Source organism: Mesorhizobium sp. M1066, from assembly GCF_040318635.1.
Classification (GTDB): Bacteria; Pseudomonadota; Alphaproteobacteria; order Rhizobiales; family Rhizobiaceae; genus Mesorhizobium.
The window spans coordinates 80938-98630 of sequence record NZ_JAMYMR010000014.1 but is presented as its reverse complement, the minus strand read 5'-3'; the positions used below and the strand labels follow the sequence as shown (position 1 = coordinate 98630).

General features: G+C 64.8%; 19 protein-coding genes. 13 read left to right on the top strand and 6 right to left on the bottom strand.

Annotated features, from left to right (window positions below; translation table 11 throughout):
* Window positions 1-3 precede the first annotated feature (3 nt).
* The gene (locus tag NKH52_RS19085; protein WP_352732254.1) at window positions 4-999 is read left to right on the top strand and encodes an ornithine cyclodeaminase family protein; all 996 of its coding nucleotides are present in this window, start codon (window positions 4-6) and stop codon (window positions 997-999) included.
* A gap of 361 nt (window positions 1000-1360) precedes the next feature.
* Here NKH52_RS19085 and NKH52_RS19080 read toward each other — a convergent pair whose 3' ends face one another.
* Window positions 1361-1978, bottom strand: coding sequence for a helix-turn-helix domain-containing protein (locus tag NKH52_RS19080; RefSeq protein WP_352732257.1), 618 nt, complete (start codon window positions 1976-1978; stop codon window positions 1361-1363).
* 137 nt (window positions 1979-2115) lie between these two features.
* Here NKH52_RS19080 and NKH52_RS19075 point away from each other — a divergent pair, with 137 nt between their 5' ends.
* From NKH52_RS19075 to NKH52_RS19065, 3 genes are all read left to right on the top strand, one after another.
* A complete protein-coding gene (locus NKH52_RS19075; RefSeq protein ID WP_352732260.1) occupies window positions 2116-3249 on the top strand; it encodes an NAD(P)/FAD-dependent oxidoreductase in 1134 nt (377 codons plus the stop codon).
* A gap of 55 nt (window positions 3250-3304) precedes the next feature.
* Window positions 3305-4906 carry an ABC transporter substrate-binding protein gene (locus NKH52_RS19070; protein ID WP_352732263.1) on the top strand — a complete coding sequence of 534 codons (1602 nt, stop codon included), beginning with the start codon at window positions 3305-3307 and terminating at the stop codon, window positions 4904-4906.
* 87 nt (window positions 4907-4993) lie between these two features.
* Window positions 4994-6094 carry a serine hydrolase domain-containing protein gene (locus tag NKH52_RS19065; RefSeq protein WP_352732266.1) on the top strand — a complete coding sequence of 367 codons (1101 nt, stop codon included), beginning with the start codon at window positions 4994-4996 and terminating at the stop codon, window positions 6092-6094.
* On the opposite strand, the gene NKH52_RS19060 is transcribed toward NKH52_RS19065, so the two are convergent.
* Complete coding sequence (locus NKH52_RS19060) at window positions 6091-6804, bottom strand: 3-keto-5-aminohexanoate cleavage protein (protein ID WP_352732269.1); 714 nt, start codon at window positions 6802-6804, stop codon at window positions 6091-6093. The genes NKH52_RS19065 and NKH52_RS19060 overlap by 4 nt on opposite strands.
* A 348-nt stretch (window positions 6805-7152) precedes the next feature.
* Between NKH52_RS19060 and NKH52_RS19055 the strand changes: the two genes are divergently transcribed.
* Complete coding sequence (locus NKH52_RS19055; protein ID WP_023813860.1) at window positions 7153-7347, top strand: hypothetical protein; 195 nt, start codon at window positions 7153-7155, stop codon at window positions 7345-7347.
* 54 nt (window positions 7348-7401) lie between these two features.
* Here NKH52_RS19055 and NKH52_RS19050 read toward each other — a convergent pair whose 3' ends face one another.
* Window positions 7402-9519 (bottom strand): EAL domain-containing protein, encoded by a 2118-nt coding sequence (locus tag NKH52_RS19050; RefSeq protein ID WP_023813861.1) that lies wholly within the window; start codon window positions 9517-9519, stop codon window positions 7402-7404.
* A gap of 250 nt (window positions 9520-9769) precedes the next feature.
* On the opposite strand from NKH52_RS19050, the gene NKH52_RS19045 reads away from it, so the two are divergent.
* Window positions 9770-10219, top strand: a complete 450-nt coding sequence (locus NKH52_RS19045; protein ID WP_127297519.1) for an ester cyclase — start codon at window positions 9770-9772, stop codon at window positions 10217-10219.
* Window positions 10220-10279: 60 nt separating this feature from the next.
* Here the strand turns inward: NKH52_RS19045 and NKH52_RS19040 are convergent, their stop codons facing one another.
* Together NKH52_RS19040 and NKH52_RS19035 are read right to left on the bottom strand one after the other, a co-directional pair.
* A complete protein-coding gene (locus tag NKH52_RS19040; protein WP_352732272.1) occupies window positions 10280-10816 on the bottom strand; it encodes a hypothetical protein in 537 nt (178 codons plus the stop codon).
* 121 nt (window positions 10817-10937) lie between these two features.
* Window positions 10938-11264: a DUF1330 domain-containing protein gene (locus tag NKH52_RS19035; protein WP_352732275.1), complete on the bottom strand. Its 327-nt coding sequence runs from the start codon at window positions 11262-11264 to the stop codon at window positions 10938-10940.
* 177 nt (window positions 11265-11441) lie between these two features.
* Here NKH52_RS19035 and NKH52_RS19030 point away from each other — a divergent pair, with 177 nt between their 5' ends.
* The 5 genes from NKH52_RS19030 (at window position 11442) to NKH52_RS19010 (ending at window position 15138) form a co-directional block, all read left to right on the top strand.
* The gene (locus NKH52_RS19030; RefSeq protein ID WP_352732278.1) at window positions 11442-12134 is read left to right on the top strand and encodes a winged helix-turn-helix transcriptional regulator; all 693 of its coding nucleotides are present in this window, start codon (window positions 11442-11444) and stop codon (window positions 12132-12134) included.
* Window positions 12135-12201: 67 nt separating this feature from the next.
* Window positions 12202-13332 carry a bifunctional DNA-binding transcriptional regulator/O6-methylguanine-DNA methyltransferase Ada gene (gene ada, locus NKH52_RS19025; protein ID WP_352732430.1) on the top strand — a complete coding sequence of 377 codons (1131 nt, stop codon included), beginning with the start codon at window positions 12202-12204 and terminating at the stop codon, window positions 13330-13332.
* 12 nt (window positions 13333-13344) lie between these two features.
* Window positions 13345-13566, top strand: a complete 222-nt coding sequence (locus NKH52_RS19020; protein ID WP_352732281.1) for a hypothetical protein — start codon at window positions 13345-13347, stop codon at window positions 13564-13566.
* A 277-nt stretch (window positions 13567-13843) separates the two neighbouring features.
* Window positions 13844-14398 (top strand): methylated-DNA--[protein]-cysteine S-methyltransferase, encoded by a 555-nt coding sequence (locus tag NKH52_RS19015; protein WP_352732284.1) that lies wholly within the window; start codon window positions 13844-13846, stop codon window positions 14396-14398.
* A complete protein-coding gene (locus NKH52_RS19010) occupies window positions 14395-15138 on the top strand; it encodes a 2OG-Fe(II) oxygenase (RefSeq protein WP_352732285.1) in 744 nt (247 codons plus the stop codon). Before NKH52_RS19015 ends, NKH52_RS19010 begins: the two co-directional genes overlap by 4 nt.
* Before the next feature lie 24 nt (window positions 15139-15162).
* Here NKH52_RS19010 and NKH52_RS19005 read toward each other — a convergent pair whose 3' ends face one another.
* Complete coding sequence (locus tag NKH52_RS19005) at window positions 15163-15762, bottom strand: dihydrofolate reductase family protein (protein WP_352732287.1); 600 nt, start codon at window positions 15760-15762, stop codon at window positions 15163-15165.
* Window positions 15763-15908: 146 nt separating this feature from the next.
* On the opposite strand from NKH52_RS19005, the gene NKH52_RS19000 reads away from it, so the two are divergent.
* Window positions 15909-16325: a winged helix-turn-helix transcriptional regulator gene (locus NKH52_RS19000; RefSeq protein ID WP_352732290.1), complete on the top strand. Its 417-nt coding sequence runs from the start codon at window positions 15909-15911 to the stop codon at window positions 16323-16325.
* A 120-nt stretch (window positions 16326-16445) separates the two neighbouring features.
* The gene (gene dinB / locus NKH52_RS18995; RefSeq protein WP_352732293.1) at window positions 16446-17693 is read left to right on the top strand and encodes a DNA polymerase IV; all 1248 of its coding nucleotides are present in this window, start codon (window positions 16446-16448) and stop codon (window positions 17691-17693) included.

The following is a 17693-nucleotide window of genomic DNA, read 5'->3' as shown; positions in this document are numbered from 1 at the left end:
CCCATGACATCAGCCCTATCGATTTCCCGCACCGCCCAGGCCAAGGGCGACACGCCGGTACTCATCCTGAGCGAGGCCGAGTTGAAAACCTGCCTCGACCTGCGCCAGCTTCTCGACGCGCTCGCCGGCGGCTTCAAGGCGCTGTCCGGCGGCAAGGTGGTCAGTCCGGCGCGGCCGCAGCTCGACATTCCGCAGGCCGGCTATTCGCTAGCCATGCCGGCCTGGACGGCGGGCATGCATCTGACGGTGAAGATCGTCAACGTGTTCGAGGGCAACGTCGCCAAAGGCATCCCCAGCCACCTCGCCACCATCCATCTGTTCGACCCGCAGACGGGCATGCCGGTCTGCGTCATGGACGGCACCTACATCACCGCCGTGCGCACCTCCGGCTCGGCCGTGCTGTCGGTGCGCGAACTCGCCCGCCGCGACGCCAGGGTCGCGACAGTGGTCGGCGCCGGCGTGCAGGCCGGCCAGCATCTCAATCTTCTGCCGCTGGTCCGCGACTTCGCCGAAATCCGCGTCGTCTCGAAGGAGTTTGTCGATGCGCAGGCGCTCGCCGCGCAACATCCCGGCGTCGTCGCCCTCGCCGATATCGAGGCCGCGGTGCGCTCGTCCGACGTCGTCTGTATGGCAACGCATTCCTACCAGCCGGTGATCTCGGCCGACTGGATACGGCCCGGCACCCATGTCTCCTCGGTCGGTGTCGCCCCGCCCGGAGGCGAACTGCCGGTCGAGCTTATCGGCAGTGCCAGCCTGTTCGTCGAGACCAGGGAGGCCTTTGCCCCGACGCCGGTCGGCTCCTGCGAACTCGCTGACCTCGATCCGCAAACCGGAACCGAGCTCGGCGAAATGCTGCTCGGGCGGCGGCCGGGACGCGTCAGCGCCGACCAGGTCACCGTCTACAAGGCCATGGGGGTCGCCATGGAGGACATGGTGGCGGCCGATCTCGCCTATCGCGAGGCGGTTCGGCGGGGAATGGGGCGTGTGGTTGCGATGTAGTGGGGCCTCAATTGTCGAAGCCAGCGCCGCCCGTCAATAGGATCGTCCTTCTCCCCGTTTACAGCAGGGCTATCGCATATGGATTCTTGCGAAGAAGAACCCCCACCCTAACCCTGCTCAAGGGGGAGGGAACGCTGCCGCGTGCCTTTAATTCTTCTTGGCGCCGAAAAGACAGGCGATTCTCCTGGGTCAGCGCCAACGGAAGTCTCCCTCCCCCTTGTGGGGAGGGGTTAGGGGTGGGGGTCCGTGCCGGGCAGACATCTCAGGAATTCCATGTGCGATAGCCCTGCCCTTGCGGGGAGAAGATGGCGGCAGCCAGATGAGGGGCGGCGCAAACGTCGGGATGTTCGGGCGACCGTCCCTACCCCTCCACCGTCTCCAGCACGCTCAGCAGCGTGCCTTCCATGTCAGGCTCGTCGCCGGAGCAGACGCACAGCATCTCGGCGTCGCCCTCGCCCACCGAAAGATAGGCATGGCCCATGGTGGAATCGATGTAGACGCTTTCGCCCTGTTTCAGCCGCACCGGCGCGTACTGGTCGGTGTGCAGTTCGATCTCGCCCTTGAGCACGATCAAAAATTCCTCGCCGGCATGCCTGGTCAGCGGGCCAAATTCCTGCGGCGTGCGGGCGCGTGCATAGGCGTGGATCGGCACCATGCGCTTGCGCACCAGATCGGTGGCCAGATAGCGGTAGTCGTAGTTGCGGGTCAGCTGGCGCAGCGTGTTGGACTGCGAGGTCACCGAACGACGGGTGCGCGCGGCCGGCTGCTTGCGGTCGCCGCTGAGCAGCTCGGTGACATGGATGCCCAGCCCCTCGCAGATCTGCAGCAGCTTGTCGTAGCTCAACGACATCTGGTCGTTCTCGACTTTGGACAGCGTCGACACCGCGACGCCGGTCAGCGTGCTGACCTCCTGCAAGGTCCAGCCATGCTTTTTCCTTAAGCCGCGCAGACAATCACCGAGGTTCGGTTGCTCCGACATCGTCAGCTCCGTTGCGCGGCCCATCGAGCCGCCAGTCCACCCTAGGTAGTCCAACTCTCTGCCGCCATCAACAACATCAACAATTTTCTTATACGCTAAATATTGACTGGATACGAAATTATTTCTACCCCTAGGGCATGCAGTCCAAGTCTCTCCAAAAAATCGTCGTCATCGGCGGCGGCATTGCCGGCCTTTCGCTGGCGGCGGCCGTGCAGCCCTGGGCCGAGGTCACAGTGCTCGAGCGCGAGCCGCATCTCGGCTATCACGCCAGCGGCCGCTCCGCGGCGCTGTTTTCCGAAACCTATGGCAATGCGCTGGTGCGGGCGCTGTCGCTGGCCAGCCGACAGGCGATCATCAATGGCGGCTTCGCCGCCCACCGGCGCGGCGCGCTGCATGTCGGCGGTGTCGAAGACAGTGCAGCGGTCGACCGCATGGCGGCCGAGATGCAGGCGCTGGTGCCAAGCGTGCGCCGCCTGTCAGCAACAGAAGTCACCGCGCTGGTGCCGGTCATCGCCACGGCAACCACCTGCGGCGGCGTGCATGAACCCGGCGCGCTCGATGTCGACACGGGAAAGATGCTTGCTGCTTCAGCCTCCGCGCTCAAGGCCGGCGGCGGCGTGATCCGCACCGGCGAGGAAGTGCTGGAGATTTCCCGCGTCGCAAACGGCTTCAGCGTCATCACCAGTGCCGGCGCCTACCAGGCCGACATCGTCGTCGACGCCGCTGGCGCCTGGGTCGATGTCGTCGCCGGGCTGGCCGGTCTCTCCGATCTCGGCTTCCGGCCGAAGCGCCGCACCGCCTTCCTGTTCGATCCGCCCGCCGGCACGGACATCAGCGCCTGGCCGCTAGTGGTCGATTTGCATGAACAATTCTACTTCAAGCCCGATGCCGGCAGACTGATCGGCTCGCTGGCCGACGAGACCGATTCCGAACCCTGCGACGCCTATCCGGAAGACATCGACGTCGCCATCGCCGTCGACCGCATCGAACAGGCGACGTCGCTGCGCATCGGCCGTCCGTCGACGCCCTGGGCGGGCCTGCGCACCTTTTCGCCTGACCGCACGCCGGTCATCGGTTTCGACCCTCGCCTGCCCGGCTTCTTCTGGCTTGGCGGCCAGGGCGGCTACGGTTTCCAGGTGTCGCTGACGCTGGCGCGGCTGGGCTCGGTGCTGCTGCGCGGCCAGCCGCTGCCGGACGATCTCACGGCACGCGGTATCACGTCCGCCGCGCTTGCGCCCAACCGTTTCATCCCCCCGGCGGCGACGCCATGAACTTCACCGGCCTGCCCTTCCCTCAACCCGTAAAGTGTCATCAGGAGCGTTTGCGATGAAATCCGTTCTGCGCGCAGTCCTTACCTCGTCCCTGCTGGCCTCGTCCGTCCTTCTTGGCGGACAGGCCTACGCCAAAACCTTGGTCTATTGCTCGGAAGCCAATCCCGAGACCTTCAACCCGGCGATCGGCACGGCGGACTCCACCATGGATGCCGCCGCCAAGACGATCTTCAACCGGCTGGTCGAGTTCAAGCCTGGCACGACCGAGGTCGGGCCGGCGCTGGCCGAAAGCTGGGAGGTCTCAGCCGAAGGCAAGATCTACACCTTCCACCTACGCCACGGCGTGAAATTCCAGTCGAACGACCACTTTACACCGTCGCGCGAGTTTAATGCCGACGACGTGCTGTACACTTTCAACCGCCAGCGCGACGCCAGAAATCCCTACCACAAGCTCGGCGGCGGCGCTTACGAGTATTTCAATGCGTTGGGCATGGGCACGCTCATCGACAGAATAGACAAGGTCGACGACTACACCGTGCGCTTCACGCTGACGGCTGCCAATGTCACCTTCCTGCCCGGCATTGCGCTCGACTATCTCTCTATCCTGTCGTTGGAGCAGACCGAAAAGATGGTCGCCGCCGGCACGCCGGAACTGATCGATAGCGAGCCCGTCGGCACCGGCCCGTTCGTGCTGCAGGCCTATGTCCCCGACAGCCAGATCCGCTACGCCGCCAACAAGGATTATTGGCGCGGCATGCCGAAGATCGACACTCTGGTCTTCGCCGTTACGCCCGAACCGACCACGCGCGTCGAGCGTCTCAAGGCCAATGAGTGCCAGGTCGCCGCCCCGCCCCCGCCAAGCGCCGTCGCCGATTTGCGCACCGATCCCGACATCACCGTGCTCGACCTCAAGGGCCAGAACATCGGCATTCTCGGCTTCAATGTCGAACATCAGCCGCTCGGCGATGCGCGCGTGCGCATGGCGCTGGCCAAGGCCGTCGACCGCAAGGCGATCGTCGACGCCGTCTATGCCGGCGCCGGCACGGTCGCCGGCAGCGTCGTGCCGCCGGCGCAGATCGGCGCCGTCACCGATGCCGGCATCGACTATGACCCGGATGGCGCGAAGGCGCTGCTGAAGGAAGCCGGCCACGAGAGCGACCTGAAAATCAGCCTGTGGGCGATGCCGGTATCGCGGCCGTACAATCCCAATGCCAAGCGCATGGCCGAGATGATCCAGGCCGACTGGGCGAAAGTCGGCGTCAAGGCCGAGATCGTCAGCTTTGAATGGGGCGAATATCTCAAGCGCACCGCGGCGGGCGAACAGGACGCCTATCTGCTCGGCGGCAGCAGCGACAATGGCGACCCCGACAACATGCTGAGCTACCTGCTGTCCTGCGACGGCGTGAAGGGCGGCTCCAACCGCTCGCGCTGGTGCGATCCGGCCTTCGAGAAGCTGCTGCAGGACGGCCGCGTCGCCGCCGATCCGAAACAGCGCGCCGACATCTATGCCAGGGCGCAAGCGATCCTGAAGGTTGAGGTGCCGGTGGCGCCGATCGCCCATTCGGTGGTGGCGATCCCGATCCGCAAGAGCGTGCTCAACTACGTGCTCGACCCCTTCGGCCGGCAGAACTTTGCCGCTGTCGATATGGCGGAGTGAAGCTTGGCGACCCTGCCCTCAGGCTCGGCCCGAGGACGCACCGACATCATCTATGAAACCAGCAATTTAGCGGCGAAAGCAGAATCCATGCGTGAAGACCTGAACGCCCTCCTCAAGACCTATCTCACCGATGGCGCGGTAGGCGCATCACTCGCATACTCCACTGGCGCCGCACCAACCACCCTGACCGCCGGCCTCGCCGACCGGGAGCATGGCATTGCCGTCTCGCCTGAACGCCTGTTCAAGATCGGCAGCTGCACCAAGACCTTCGTTGCCGCGGCCCTGGCCAAGCTCGCCCAGGACGGCAAGCTCGATCTCGGAGCGCCGATCTCCGGCTGGTTTCCCTACCTGCCGGAAGCAAAAGACATTTCGGTGCGCCAGTTGATCAACCACCGCAGCGGCCTGCCGGAGTTCGAATATTACATTCCGATGGATCCGAGCCGGCAATGGACGCCGCGGCAACTGGTCGACATCGCCTTCGCTTCCGACAAGCAGAAGGCGCCGGGCGGACCCGCCGTCTACAACAACACCGGCTATGTGCTGGCCGGCATGGTGATCGAGGCCGTTTCCGGCCAGTCGCTGGGCGGCTATGTCAGAAGCGCTGTTCTGCAACCGCTCGGCCTGAAAAACACCTGGTCGCCGGCCACCGAAGCCTTCCCGGAGAAATCGATGGTGCGCGGTTACTACCACCGGCCGCTGCCGGCGGCGGATGCGCCCACCGACATCGCCTCGGGCGGCGAGATGTGGCGCATGGACGGCGTGCTCTCCTTTTCCGACGAATTGCAGGATTCTTCCGATTCCTTCCCGTTCGGCGCCGGCTATGGCTGCGGCGACATGGTGTCGACGCCATCCGACATGGTCAGCTTCATGCGCGGCCTGTTTTCCGGCAGAGTGCTGTCGCCGCCCTTCTTCGCCGAGATGTTCGAACACCGCGTGCCAGCGAGTTTTCCGGGCACCCGCATGCGCGAGACCGGCGCCGGCATGTTCCAGAGCGCCTACGCCAACCGCGCCTTCTACGGCCACCAGGGCAGTATCCCCGGCCACGTCGCCGTCATGCTGCATGACCCGATCTCAGAGCTGACCATCGCCATGACCAGCAATGTCGGCTCCGGCAACCGGCTGTCCTTCCAGGCTAGCGGCTTGCATCCGGTGGTGGATAAGGCGATCCAGATCATTCTGGAAAACTAGCCGCGAAAGATCGCCACGGCGGCAGCGACGATCGCTGCGTTGTCCTTCGCCACAGTTCCATCGGCGAGCGTCTTGCCGTCTTCCAGACCGACCCGTGTCGACCAGCGCTTGCGATGCGCAACCTTGACGAAGGGCCAGACAGTTGCATCGACGCCATGCAGCAGGATCGGCCGCCGTACCCCGGCACGCTCAAGCACGGCGACGATGCCATGCGCTTCGTCGAGTGCAGCGGACAGGTCCGGGATGTCGATCTCGATCAGAATGCGCAGCACCTGGTCGTGGCCGGCAAGCGCTACGAAGCGCTCGGCATCGGCGACGACGGCAAGCCCCGCCTCGATGCCGACACCACGCTGGCGCAGCAGTTCCATCACGGCGGGCGCATCCGGTTCGGACACGTTGACCGAGGCATAGTCGGGCAGGCCTCGCCAGCCTGCGATCGCCGTGCGGGTCCGCTCGACGTCGTCCTCGATCCAGGCGCCGGTCGACACGCCAACCAGTGTTCCCGGGCAGGTCCGGCGCACCGCCAGCACGGTGGCGTCGACGGCTGCCAGGCTTTCGCGCCCGTCAGTGCCGCGCGGATGGATGTGCAGTTCGGCCGCTCCAGCGGCGACGCAGGCTGCCGCATCGCCGGCCATTGCCTCGGCAGTCAGCGGCAGCTTCGGGTGGAAATCGCGCGGACGCGCGCCGTTGATGCAGGCCTGGACGATCATCGGTCTCACCTTGCGCAGGAAGTGACAGTCTAATCATGCGGCGGTGAAACCGCCAATCTCCCCCGTGTGGGGAGATGCCCGGCAGGGCAGAGGGAGGCGTGACAGATCGCAAGCCTCTCTGACCGTCAATCTCATCAATGCAGGCTGCGAAACAGGTCGAACATCTGATTTTTCAGGTCGGCGGGACAGCGCCCCCTCTGTCCTGCTGGACATCTCCCCCACACGGGGATCGGCAGCGCGCCTCCCCGTAACATTCGGCGGCATTTGAATAAAAGCCGCTTGTGGATATTTACCCGGCGTTCCCTCGTCTCCGGCAAGGTCTTCTAGGGCGGGATCATGGAGGGACCATTGACCAGCGATTTTTCAGCCGCCCGCATCCACCTCGAACGCGCCTATCATTATCTGCAAGGCAACGACGAGACGAGTCGCACGGCCTGTGAAGCGCTCGATCTGTTGATCGAAGCGGTGACGGAGGCGCAGCACAGGCGACCCGAGGCTGGAGTGCTGGAGTTTCCGCAATCAACGGCGCGGCGAACCGGATAGACTGTGGCGAGTTTAAGGTCAGTCCGGCCTGGCCTGAAACTCGCCGCACCCGGATCACGATGCCTTGCGGGCCGCCGCTCCCTTGGTCGCACGCACGACAATCCGCTCCAGCGGCTCCGGCCGGTGCAGCAAAAATCCCTGGCCGAAGGCGACGCCCATGTCGCTCAACATGGCCAGCGTGTCCTGCCGTTCGATCTTCTCGCCGACCACGTCACAGCCGAGGCTGCGGGCGATGCTGGTGATGGCCAGCACGATCTCGCGGTCGAAACGGCTTTGCGTGATGTGCTCGATGAAGGAACCGTCGATCTTGATCGCGTCGACGGGGAACCGCCGGAGATATTCGAACGAGCTCATACCAGCGCCGAAATCATCGAGGCTGACCCGGCAGCGCCGCTCGCGCGCCTTGCGCACAAACTGTTCGGCGGCGTCGAAATTGGTGACGGCGGCGGTTTCGGTGATCTCGAAGCCGATGCCCGAATGCGGCGCCCCGGTTTCTTCTATGACGTTGTCCACGAAGTCCCAAAGCTGCGGGTCGCTCAGCGTCTGCGCCGACAGATTGAAGCCAAGCGTCAACGCCCCCGAACGCAAGGCGGCACCATGCCGCGACAGCGCGGTGCGGATGATCCAGCGGTCGAGCCGCGACGCGATGCCGAACCGCTCGGCCACCGGAATGAACTCGCCGGGTGGCACCAGCCGGCCGTTGCGGGCGGCGAGCCTGGCCAACACTTCGACATGGCGGCTTTCCAGCCAGGGACGGCCCAGCCGATGGATTTCCTGGCCAAACAGCTTCAGCCTCCCGTCTTCCATGGCATCGACCGTATCGGCGACGACGCGCGCCGCGTTTAGGCCACCCGAACCCGATGCCGTATCGGTGGAGAAGACGGCAAATCGGTTTCGCCCGGCGGCCTTGGCCGCGTAGCAGGCGTCGTCGGCGCAGGCCAGCGCGTCGGCCACCGTCGTGTTGGCGTCATCGACGAAAGCGATGCCGATCGAGGCCGCCAGCTTGCGCGACTTGGCCGTCGATCCTAGTTCGGCATCGCGAACGGCTGCAAGTACCGCGTCGGCCAGCCGCCCGGCCTGCGCCGTATCGCAATTGGGCATCAGCAGCGCGAACTCGTCACCGCCCAGGCGCGCGGCATGCGCCGTCGAGGGAAGGCAGCCCAGAATGCCTTGGGCAACGCTTTTCAGTGCCAGGTCGCCGGCCGCATGGCCGGCAAAATCATTGAGCGCCTTGAAGTAGTCGAGATCGACATAGAACACGGAGAGCGGCAGCCGCTGCGCGGCCGCGATGTGATCGGCCAGCAGCCGGTCGAACGCGGCACGGTTCCAGAGACCGGTGAGCGCATCGTGGCGGGCCGCATAGGCAAGCTCCTGCTCACGCTGCTTGTCTTCGGTGATGTCGCGCACCGTGCCCAGGATCTGCCCCGCCAACCGGCGGTCCGGGATCTGCGGGTCGGCGATGAAACGCAGCAGGGATTCTATGTGCCGGACCTCTCCGTCGCGCCGGACGATGCGGTATTGCACGGCGGTGACCTTGTCCGTTTCGAGCGGCACCAGATGTGCGCGCGACGCGGCCTCCTTGTCGTCCGGATGCAGATAGCCGAACCAGTGGTCGCGCTCGACTTCGGCGGTGTCGGAGACAAGTCCGAAAATCTCCCTGGTGCGTTCGTCCCAATAGCTTTTGCCGGTGGCGAGGTCGTGGTGCCAGATGCCGGTACCGCTGGCGGCGAGCGCCAGGCGGAAGCGCACATTGACCTGCTCGAGTTCGGCTTCTGCGGCTTTCTGCTTGGAGATGTCGGTCTGCACACCCATCAGCCTGAGCGGCTTTCCCATCGCGTCGCGCTCGACGACGCCGCCGCGATCGAGCACCCACACCCAGTGTCCCTGCTTGTGCTTCAGCCGCAATTCGGTCTCGATGGTGTCGGTCAGGCCGGCAATGTGGCGGTCGCCGCTGGCCAGCGCCCGCTCGCGGTCGTCAGGATGGGTCAGTTGCAGCCACAGGTCGCTGGTGTCGGCAAGTTCGCTCTCATCGTAGCCCAGCATCCGCGCCCAGGTCGCGGAATAGAAGCAGTCGCCGGTCACAAGATCCCAGTCCCAGACGCCAAGATGGGCGCGCTCCAGGGCCTTGGCCCAGAACGTTCCATTGCGACTTTTCTTGCCCTGACGCGCCATCGTCTGCTTCGCCTGCTCCACCGCGGGGCAATCTGCGGCAAAACCAGAGAAGAAACAGTTACCGCGGCGATGGCGGGCTGCTTTGTTGGCTCCCCGCCTGCCGCCTCTGCTCTTCGATTGGCCGGCAAGAACCGGAGTTTCGCATCGGCCGGATCTTCCTAGTCATGGCTCCAGGTCATCGGCCAATCCGATGATCCCGGATCATCGGCGGCGCCGATGATCGCGTTGCAGAGACAAAGAGGACCTCCCAATGACCAGACAAGAAGACAACAAGGCCGTCGTCGTCAGATGGTTCACCGACTTCTGGGGTGAAAGCTGCGACCTGTCCGTCATCGACGACATCGCGGCACCCGACATGCTGCTGAAATACTCGCTGCACGAGCCCCGCCGCGGCCGCGACGACATCAAGGCCTTCATGAGCGGCTTCCGCGCCGCCTTCCCGGATCTCAACTTCTGGGCCACCGCCGACCTGATCGCCGAGGGCGACTATGTCGTCGGCCAGTGGGAGGGCGGCGGCACGCATACCGGCCCGGCCTTCGGCGATTTCCTCGGCGGCTCGCTGCCGGCCGCCACCGGCCGCACCATGCGCTTCACCGGCACCACGGTGCTGAAGGTGGTCGACGGCAGAATCGTCGAGGAGATCGGCCTCGATGACGGCGTCGCCGCCCTCACCCAGCTCGGTCTGATCAGGGGCGCCTGAGGCGATCAGGCAAAACGATCGTTCGGGCCAGGCGGCGTCAATGCCGCCTGGCCTCCTTGCTTACTGGCTCGGCGCCATCGTGTGTTCGCATGACACTTTCGGGTTCATGTCGGCGAAAGTGCCGGTCGGGTTGCCCTTCCAGGCCCAGACATGCAGTTCGTAGAATTCACCCAGGCCATAGCGGTTGGGCGCGCTGTTGAAATTGAACAGCTGTCCGTCCAGCGACGCCGGCCCCTTCGAGGTGATGTATTCGACCGCTACCAGTTGCAGCGTGCCGTCGGCCATCGGCTCGTACATCACGGCCTCAGGCCGGGCGATATCGATCTTGTCGTCCTTCAGATATCCGCCGTTGACATAGTGGATGCCCATGGCGCCGCCGGTGATGCCGCTGGCGCAGGGAATGGGCGCATAGCCCTCTGATGTAGCGGCCTTGACGTCGAGAAACCGGCTGTTGGCGGCCTGCACCTTGTCGGCCAGCGGATTGAGGCCGGCCACCGGCCCGGCGGCTTCCTGATGCGCCTGTGCGAAGGTGGTGCAGATAGCCAGCATGGCCCCGGCCATGACAAGCTTATTGTGAAAGTTCGATATCATCTTCATTCCATTCTTCTTGAAAAAGCCCAGCTGGCCGGCCGCCGAAAATACGGAGGCCCGTCGGGCAAGCGCTGTGACTGTTGTTGCTTGGAGATCCAGAAATCGATGTGACGACTACCGGGAAGGATCATCCCTTCGGCAGATACGGGATCGTTCCGGCCAGATCGGTGTTGTCGATCATCTGGAAACGGCTGTCGCTGCCGCCCTGACGGGCCGAAACGAAGGGCGCATAGGCCGGATCGTTGGCAAAGGCGCGGGCCGCCGCTTCCGACGGGAACGCCATCAGGGCGATCAGCGTGGTGTCGAGCGGCTTGCCTTCAAGCGTCTTCACATTACCGCTGCGCGACAGATATCTGCCGCCATGCTTGTGGACGAGGTCGTGCACCGATGCGGCGTAGGCCGGCACCCACTGCGGGTCGTTTATCTTGATGTCTGCGATAAGGTATGCGGTCATGGGTAGTCTCCTGTTGCGGCGCACGAGGGTATCCCGTGCAACCGGCCAAAGGGCTCGCATGGCAAGCCGCTCGCCAGCCAGTCCGCGATCTGTACTGGGCCGGTACAGTTTCTGTACTCGCCGCTTCAACGACGAAGGGCTAATGTCCGGTCCAAGTTCGAGGGAGAGACACCAATCATGACCCAGCACGGATACAAGCAGTTCTGTCCGCTATCGATGGCCGCCGAGGTGCTGTGCACCCGCTGGACGATGGTGCTTATGCGCGAACTGGTGGCGGGCTCGACCCGCTTCAACGACCTGCGCCGGGGCGTCCCCAAAATGTCGCCAACCCTTCTGTCGCAACGGCTGAAGGAGCTTGAGATCGCCGGGATCGTCGAGCGCGGGGAGGTCCGGGGCGAGAAGGGGATCTTCGACTATCGGCTGACGGAGGCCGGCCGCGATTTGCGCCCGGTCGTCGAGGCGATGGGCTTCTGGGGGCAGAAATGGGTCGAGTCCCGGCTGTCGCTCAAGAACCTCGATCCGTCATTGCTGATGTGGGACATGCGGCGCAATTTGAACCCCTCGCCGCTGCCAGAGGGACGCACGGTGATACAATTTCTGTATCAGGACCTGCCGGCGTCCAAACGGTCATGGTGGCTGATCGTCGAGAAGCACGGCGAGGTCGATCTGTGCTGGTACGATCCTGGGTTCGAAGTCGATCTCTACGTCTCGACCGACCTGCACACCATGACGGCGATCTGGATGGGATTGCTGACCGTCGAGAAGGCCGGCGCGAAGGTTGCCCTGACCGGCGACCAGGCCATCGGCAGGAAGATGCAGGCCTGGCTCGGGCTCAGCCCGTTCGCGGTGGAACCCAAGCGCGCGGCTTAGGAGAGCCAGCGGGCGCTTGTCAGGAAACGGGTGGCGAGACCGGCCTTCCTGCGGCTTCAATGCGGCCATGTTCATCACGCTGGCGAAAAATCTGAAATCCGCGCCGCCGCAAATCGCCGACGATCCGCGCTGGGCGCGTGTCGTTGCGCGCGACAAGTCGGCCGACGGCGCATTCTGGTATTCGGTGGCGACGACGGGCGTCTATTGCCGGCCTTCCTGCCCGTCTCGGCGCGCCAATCCGAAAAATGTGCAACTGCACGGCACGCTCCATCAGGCCAGGGCAACCGGCTTTCGCCCGTGCCGGCGCTGCAACCCGGATGGCCCGTCGCTCGAGGCCGGTAATGCCGGGATGGTCACCGATGCCTGCCGCAGGATCGAGCAGAGCGAGGAAGAACCGTCGCTTGGAGAGTTGGCGGATGCCGCCGGTCGTAGCGCCGGTTATTTCCACCGCATCTTCAAGGCCGTCACCGGGCTGACGCCGAAGGACTATGCCGCCGCGCACCGCGCCGCCAGGGTTCGTCAGGGCCTGGAAGACGGCGCCAGCGTGACGACGGCGATCTACGATGCCGGTTTCAATTCGAGCGGACGTTTTTATGAGAAATCCACTGGCATGCTCGGCATGACCCCGACGCGCTATCGCGCCGGCGGCGCCGATGAAGAGATCCGCTTTGCCGTCGGCGAGACCTCGCTCGGCGCCATCCTGGTCGCCTCGAGCCAAAAGGGCGTCGCCTCGATCCTGCTCGGCGACGATCCTGACGCGCTGGTGCGTGACCTGCAGGACCGTTTCCCCAGGGCGCGGCTGATCGGCGGCGACCGCGACTACGAGGCGCTGGTCGCCCGCGTCGTCGGTTTCGTCGAGGTTCCGGCGCTCGGTCTCGATTTGCCGCTCGACGTGCGCGGCACCGCCTTCCAGCAGCGCGTCTGGCAGGCCTTGCAGGACATCCCGGTCGGCCAGACTGTCTCCTATGCCGAGATTGCAGAGCGCATCGGCACGCCAAAGGCGGCCCGCGCCATCGCCGCCGCCTGCGCCGCCAACAATCTCGCTGTCGCCATTCCTTGCCATCGTGTGATCCACAAAGACGGCGCCCTGTCCGGCTACGCCTGGGGCGCGGAGCGCAAGCGCGCGCTGCTCGACCGTGAGGCGGCCGTCGGATCGCGCGTGGTGAGGACACCCACATACCGGTCTTCGCGGGCCTGACGAGGACTCGCGATGCGCGCGATGGCAAGCTCTCCCGATGCGAACAGCCAGACCCAAGCTGCCGCCAGCCGCCGCATCCAAGACGCGAAATCACGGGTGATGGCCGCCATCGGCGAGCTTGTCGATGGCGGCAAAGCCGAGTGGAGCCGCACCGCGACCGGCGAGATCGAGCTGCGGCTGTTGACCGGAGAGGTGTTCGTGCTTGGCGAGATGTTTGTCACACGTGTCGAATGAGCACCCATCCGCGCTCTACGGCGCCCCCCTCTGTCCTGCCGGACATCTCCCCCTCAAGTGGGGAGATCGGCTGTCATTGCGGCATTCGCCAGCCTCCAATGTTGCAAGAATGAGCGAGGCGCTGAAGCTGCCAATCTCCCCACTTGAGGGGGAGATGTCCGGCAGGACAGAGAGGGGCGCCGTAGAGCACCTACCTTGGAGATTCGAATTTGAAAGCAAGCACCGGAGTGAGTGCGAGAAGCCGTCTCTGTAGGGTTCAGACAAAGGAGTAAAGGCAATGAACCTCATGCAAACTCAAATGGCCGCACCGGCAACCATCCATGCCACCCTCGACACCATCGTCTACGCCATCGGGCAATCCTCGATCGGCAACATCCTGGCGGCCCGCAGCGATATCGGCGTCTGCGCCATCCTGATCGGCTCGGATGCAGAGGCGCTGGAGCAGGACCTTGGCCATCGCTTCCCGGGCAAGGTACTGGTCGAAGACGAGGCCACCTTGCGCGACGATCTCGCGGCAATCGCGCGCTTCATCGAGACGCCCAGCGTCGGCCTCGACCTCCCGCTCGACATCCGCCACGGCACGCCATTCCAGCAACAGGTTTGGGATGTGCTGCGCAGCATCCCGTGCGGCGCCACCATCACCTACACCGCGCTCGCCCGGCGTCTCGGCCAGCCGAACGGCGCCCGCGCTGTGGCGACGGCCTGTGCGGCCAACGCAATCGCGCTGGGCATTCCCTGCCACCGTGTCGTCCGCGCCGACGGCTCACTGGCCGGTTACCGCTGGGGTGTCGAACGCAAACGCGCCCTGCTCGACAAGGAGGCTACGATATGAATGCCCATGCCAAAATTGCCAGATCGGTGATCGAAGCCGCCGGGACGCGCATCGCCGATTACGACTGGCCCGCCCTTGCTGCCGAACTCGACGGCTTCGGCTGCGCGGTGATCGAGAAATTGCTCTCGCCCGAAGAATGCTGGCAGATCGCCGGCCTCTATCCCAACGAAGAGCATTTCCGCAGCCACATCCAAATGGCCAGGCACGGCTTCGGCAAGGGCGAGTACCGCTACTTCCGCTATCCCTTGCCCGACCTATTGGGCGGTCTGCGCAGCGCGCTCTATCCCAGGCTGGCCGAGGTCGCCAATCGGTGGAACGAGCGCATGGGGCAGGCCATGCGTTATCCCGCGACGCATGCCGCGTTTCTCGATCAGTGCCATGCCGCCGGCCAGACACGGTCGACGCCGCTGCTGCTGCAATATGTGCCCGGCGACTTCAATTGCCTGCACCAGGATCTCTATGGCGACCTCGCCTTTCCGCTGCAGGTGGCGATCCTGCTCTCCGAACCGGGCCGGGATTTCAGCGGCGGCGAGTTCGCGCTGACCGAGCAGCGCCCGCGCATGCAGAGCCGGGTCGAAGTGGTGCCGCTGCGCCAGGGCGACGCCGTTGTCTTCGCCGTCCACAACCGGCCGGTGCAGGGCACCAAAGGCAACTACCGGGTCAACCTGCGCCATGGCGTCAGTCGTCTGCGCTCAGGCATGCGCCACACGGTCGGGATCATTTTTCACGATGCGAAGTGAGCAGGGAGAAGATGGAGGTCCCCCTCACCCCGCCGGCGCATAGCGGCTGACCACCATGCCACAGGCATAGGCCTTCGAGCCGAGCAGCCGCAGGTTCCTAAAACCGCCCTGATCAAAAATCCGGCGGCCCGCACCCAGCACCGCCGGGTTGATGAAAAGCTGGAACTCGTCGACCAGCCCGGCCGCAATCAGCGCCGACGCGAAACCGGCGCCGCCGAACACCGCCATGTCGCCGCCCTCGCCCGCCTTCAGCGCATTGACTTCGCGCGGCAGGTCGCCGCTGGCCACCCTCGTGCGCTCCCAAGCCGGCTCCCAGGCCGATTGCTTGAGCTTGTCGCTCAGCACCACCTTGCGGGCGTCGACGACGCGTTGTGCGAACGCATAGAAGGGATCGCGCGGAAATTTCTTCGCCGCATTACCCCAATGGGCAAGATAGCCCTCCTGCGCCATCTTGCGGCTGAGCAGGATGGTGTCGATGCCGGCGAAGACGGCGTTGAAGTCCTGCTTCAGCGCACCGTCCCAGGCGCCCTCGTCACCCCATTCCCAGAGCTGCCAGGCATGGTCCTCATTGGCGCCGACAAAGCCGTCGACCGACATCTGCATCTGAAGGATCAGTTTTCTCATCGTCGTTCTCCTCGTCTTGTCCGGCTCAAAGCGTGCAGGCGAAATTGCGGGGCAGCATGGTCAGCGTTAAATGGTTTACATTTGGAACCATTGACATAGGGCGAGAACAGTATCAATAGTAAAGTGATTTAAAAATGGAACCATAGATGTCGACGCGCGAAAAATCCGGCTGCCCGATCAACCTGTCGCTCGAACTGATCGGCGACCGCTGGACGCTGCTCATCATCCGCGACATGGTCTTCGCCGGGAAAAAGCACTTTCGCGAATTCCTGCAATCCGACGAAGGCATCTCCTCGCGCACGTTGGCCGAGCGGCTGCAAACGCTTCAGGAGGAAGGCATCCTCACCCGAAGCGACGACCCGACGCATGGCTTGAGAACGGTCTACCGGCTGACCGAGGCAGGCATCGACCTCTTGCCGGTGCTGGCGACGCTCGGCGCCTGGGGCAGCAAGCACCGCAAGGCCGACGACAAGCTGGCCAGGATTGCCGACGAACTGGTGGCAGGCGGCGAAGCGGCGCTGGAAAAGATGAAAGCGGCGCTGCGAGCGGAGCATATTGTCTAGGCGGTTGCGTTCAGGCCGAACCGGCATGGCTGTTGCCGCACAATTCGCCCTTCCCTTGACAATGATCCATCTTTGTTCTTTATTTGTTCCAATCTATCAGCAACTGCGGATGTGCGGTCGATGGAAACGACAGCCACCATCCTGCATGCCGATCTCGACGCTTTCTACGCCTCGGTCGAGCAGTTGCTCGATCCGTCGCTGCGCGGCAAGCCGATCGCGGTGGGCGGCGGCGTCGTGCTCGCCGCTTCCTACGAGGCCCGCGCCTTTGGCGTGCGCGGCGGCATGCCCGGGCGCAAGGCGCGCGAACTCTGCCCGCATCTGATCTTCGTCGGCGGTAATTTCAGCCATTACCAGCGGCTGGGCGACGCGGCGATCAAGGTGCTCGACGATTTTACCCCGGTGGTCGAGCGCATCTCCATCGACGAGGCCTTTGCCGATGTCGCCGGCTGCACGCATCTGTTCGGCTCCCCACAGGAGATCGCCACGACGATCCGCAGCCGGGTGCGCGCCGAACTCGGCCTGCCGATCTCGATCGGCGTGGCGCGCACCAAGCACCTGGCCAAGATCGCCTCGCAGGTCGCCAAGCCCGACGGGCTGGTGGTGGTCGACCCCGGTAGCGAACTCGCCTTCCTGCACGATCTGCCGGTGAGGCTGATGTGGGGCGTCGGCCCGGCGACCAAAGCGCGGCTGGCGGAAATCGGCATCGAGACCATCGGAGAGCTGGCGAGGACACATCGCGGCGCGCTGACGCGGCTGCTCGGTCCGGCCGCCGGCGAAAAGCTGGCCGCATTGTCCTGGAACCGTGACCCGCGAAAACTGGAGACGAAGCGCCGGGCGCATTCGGCCGGCGCGCAATCGGCGCTCGGAGAGAAGCCTGCCGTAGCACGGGTCATCGTGCCCACTCTGCTGCATCTGGCCGACCGCATCGCCAGCCGGCTGCGCTCCAAGGCACGGCCCGGCCGCACGGTGACGGTGCGCGTGCGCTTTGCTGATCTGAGCGCCGTTACGCGCTCGATCACGCTCGACCAGCCGATCTCGGCGACGACGATGCTGGCCGAGATCGCCGGCGACCTGGTGCGCGGCGTGCTCGCCGACCACCCGCATGACAAAACGATCTCGCTGCTGGCGATCTCGGTCTCGCATCTTGAGGAAAGCTTCGAGCTACAGCTCGAACTGCCGCTCGGCCTCGCCGACGAGAAACGCCGGCCCGGCACCAGGAAAGGCCTGGCACGCTTCGACGCCGACCGCGCCATCGACAAGATCCGCGAACGCTTCGGCAAACAGGCGGTCGGCTACGGCACGGTGGCACTGGAAGCGGCGCGCTCGGTGCCCGACGACTTCAGGGAATTGGCGGAGAAGGAATTGTGA

What these genes read in the sequence shown, in the direction of transcription:
- NKH52_RS19065 (WP_352732266.1), top strand. Translation starts at nt 4,994, where the DNA reads ATGCGTGAAGACCTGAACGCCCTCCTCAAGACCTATCTCACCGATGGC.
- NKH52_RS19015 (WP_352732284.1), top strand. Translation starts at nt 13,844, where the DNA reads ATGAACCTCATGCAAACTCAAATGGCCGCACCGGCAACCATCCATGCC.
- NKH52_RS19005 (WP_352732287.1), bottom strand. Translation starts at nt 15,762, where the DNA reads ATGAGAAAACTGATCCTTCAGATGCAGATGTCGGTCGACGGCTTTGTC.
- NKH52_RS19085 (WP_352732254.1), top strand. Translation starts at nt 4, where the DNA reads ATGACATCAGCCCTATCGATTTCCCGCACCGCCCAGGCCAAGGGCGAC.
- ada (WP_352732430.1), top strand. Translation starts at nt 12,202, where the DNA reads ATGTTCATCACGCTGGCGAAAAATCTGAAATCCGCGCCGCCGCAAATC.
- NKH52_RS19000 (WP_352732290.1), top strand. Translation starts at nt 15,909, where the DNA reads ATGTCGACGCGCGAAAAATCCGGCTGCCCGATCAACCTGTCGCTCGAA.
- NKH52_RS19010 (WP_352732285.1), top strand. Translation starts at nt 14,395, where the DNA reads ATGAATGCCCATGCCAAAATTGCCAGATCGGTGATCGAAGCCGCCGGG.
- NKH52_RS19040 (WP_352732272.1), bottom strand. Translation starts at nt 10,816, where the DNA reads ATGAAGATGATATCGAACTTTCACAATAAGCTTGTCATGGCCGGGGCC.
- NKH52_RS19080 (WP_352732257.1), bottom strand. Translation starts at nt 1,978, where the DNA reads ATGTCGGAGCAACCGAACCTCGGTGATTGTCTGCGCGGCTTAAGGAAA.
- NKH52_RS19070 (WP_352732263.1), top strand. Translation starts at nt 3,305, where the DNA reads ATGAAATCCGTTCTGCGCGCAGTCCTTACCTCGTCCCTGCTGGCCTCG.
- NKH52_RS19075 (WP_352732260.1), top strand. Translation starts at nt 2,116, where the DNA reads ATGCAGTCCAAGTCTCTCCAAAAAATCGTCGTCATCGGCGGCGGCATT.
- NKH52_RS19030 (WP_352732278.1), top strand. Translation starts at nt 11,442, where the DNA reads ATGACCCAGCACGGATACAAGCAGTTCTGTCCGCTATCGATGGCCGCC.
- NKH52_RS19050 (WP_023813861.1), bottom strand. Translation starts at nt 9,519, where the DNA reads ATGGCGCGTCAGGGCAAGAAAAGTCGCAATGGAACGTTCTGGGCCAAG.
- NKH52_RS19035 (WP_352732275.1), bottom strand. Translation starts at nt 11,264, where the DNA reads ATGACCGCATACCTTATCGCAGACATCAAGATAAACGACCCGCAGTGG.
- NKH52_RS19045 (WP_127297519.1), top strand. Translation starts at nt 9,770, where the DNA reads ATGACCAGACAAGAAGACAACAAGGCCGTCGTCGTCAGATGGTTCACC.
- dinB (WP_352732293.1), top strand. Translation starts at nt 16,446, where the DNA reads ATGGAAACGACAGCCACCATCCTGCATGCCGATCTCGACGCTTTCTAC.
- NKH52_RS19020 (WP_352732281.1), top strand. Translation starts at nt 13,345, where the DNA reads ATGCGCGCGATGGCAAGCTCTCCCGATGCGAACAGCCAGACCCAAGCT.
- NKH52_RS19060 (WP_352732269.1), bottom strand. Translation starts at nt 6,804, where the DNA reads ATGATCGTCCAGGCCTGCATCAACGGCGCGCGTCCGCGCGATTTCCAC.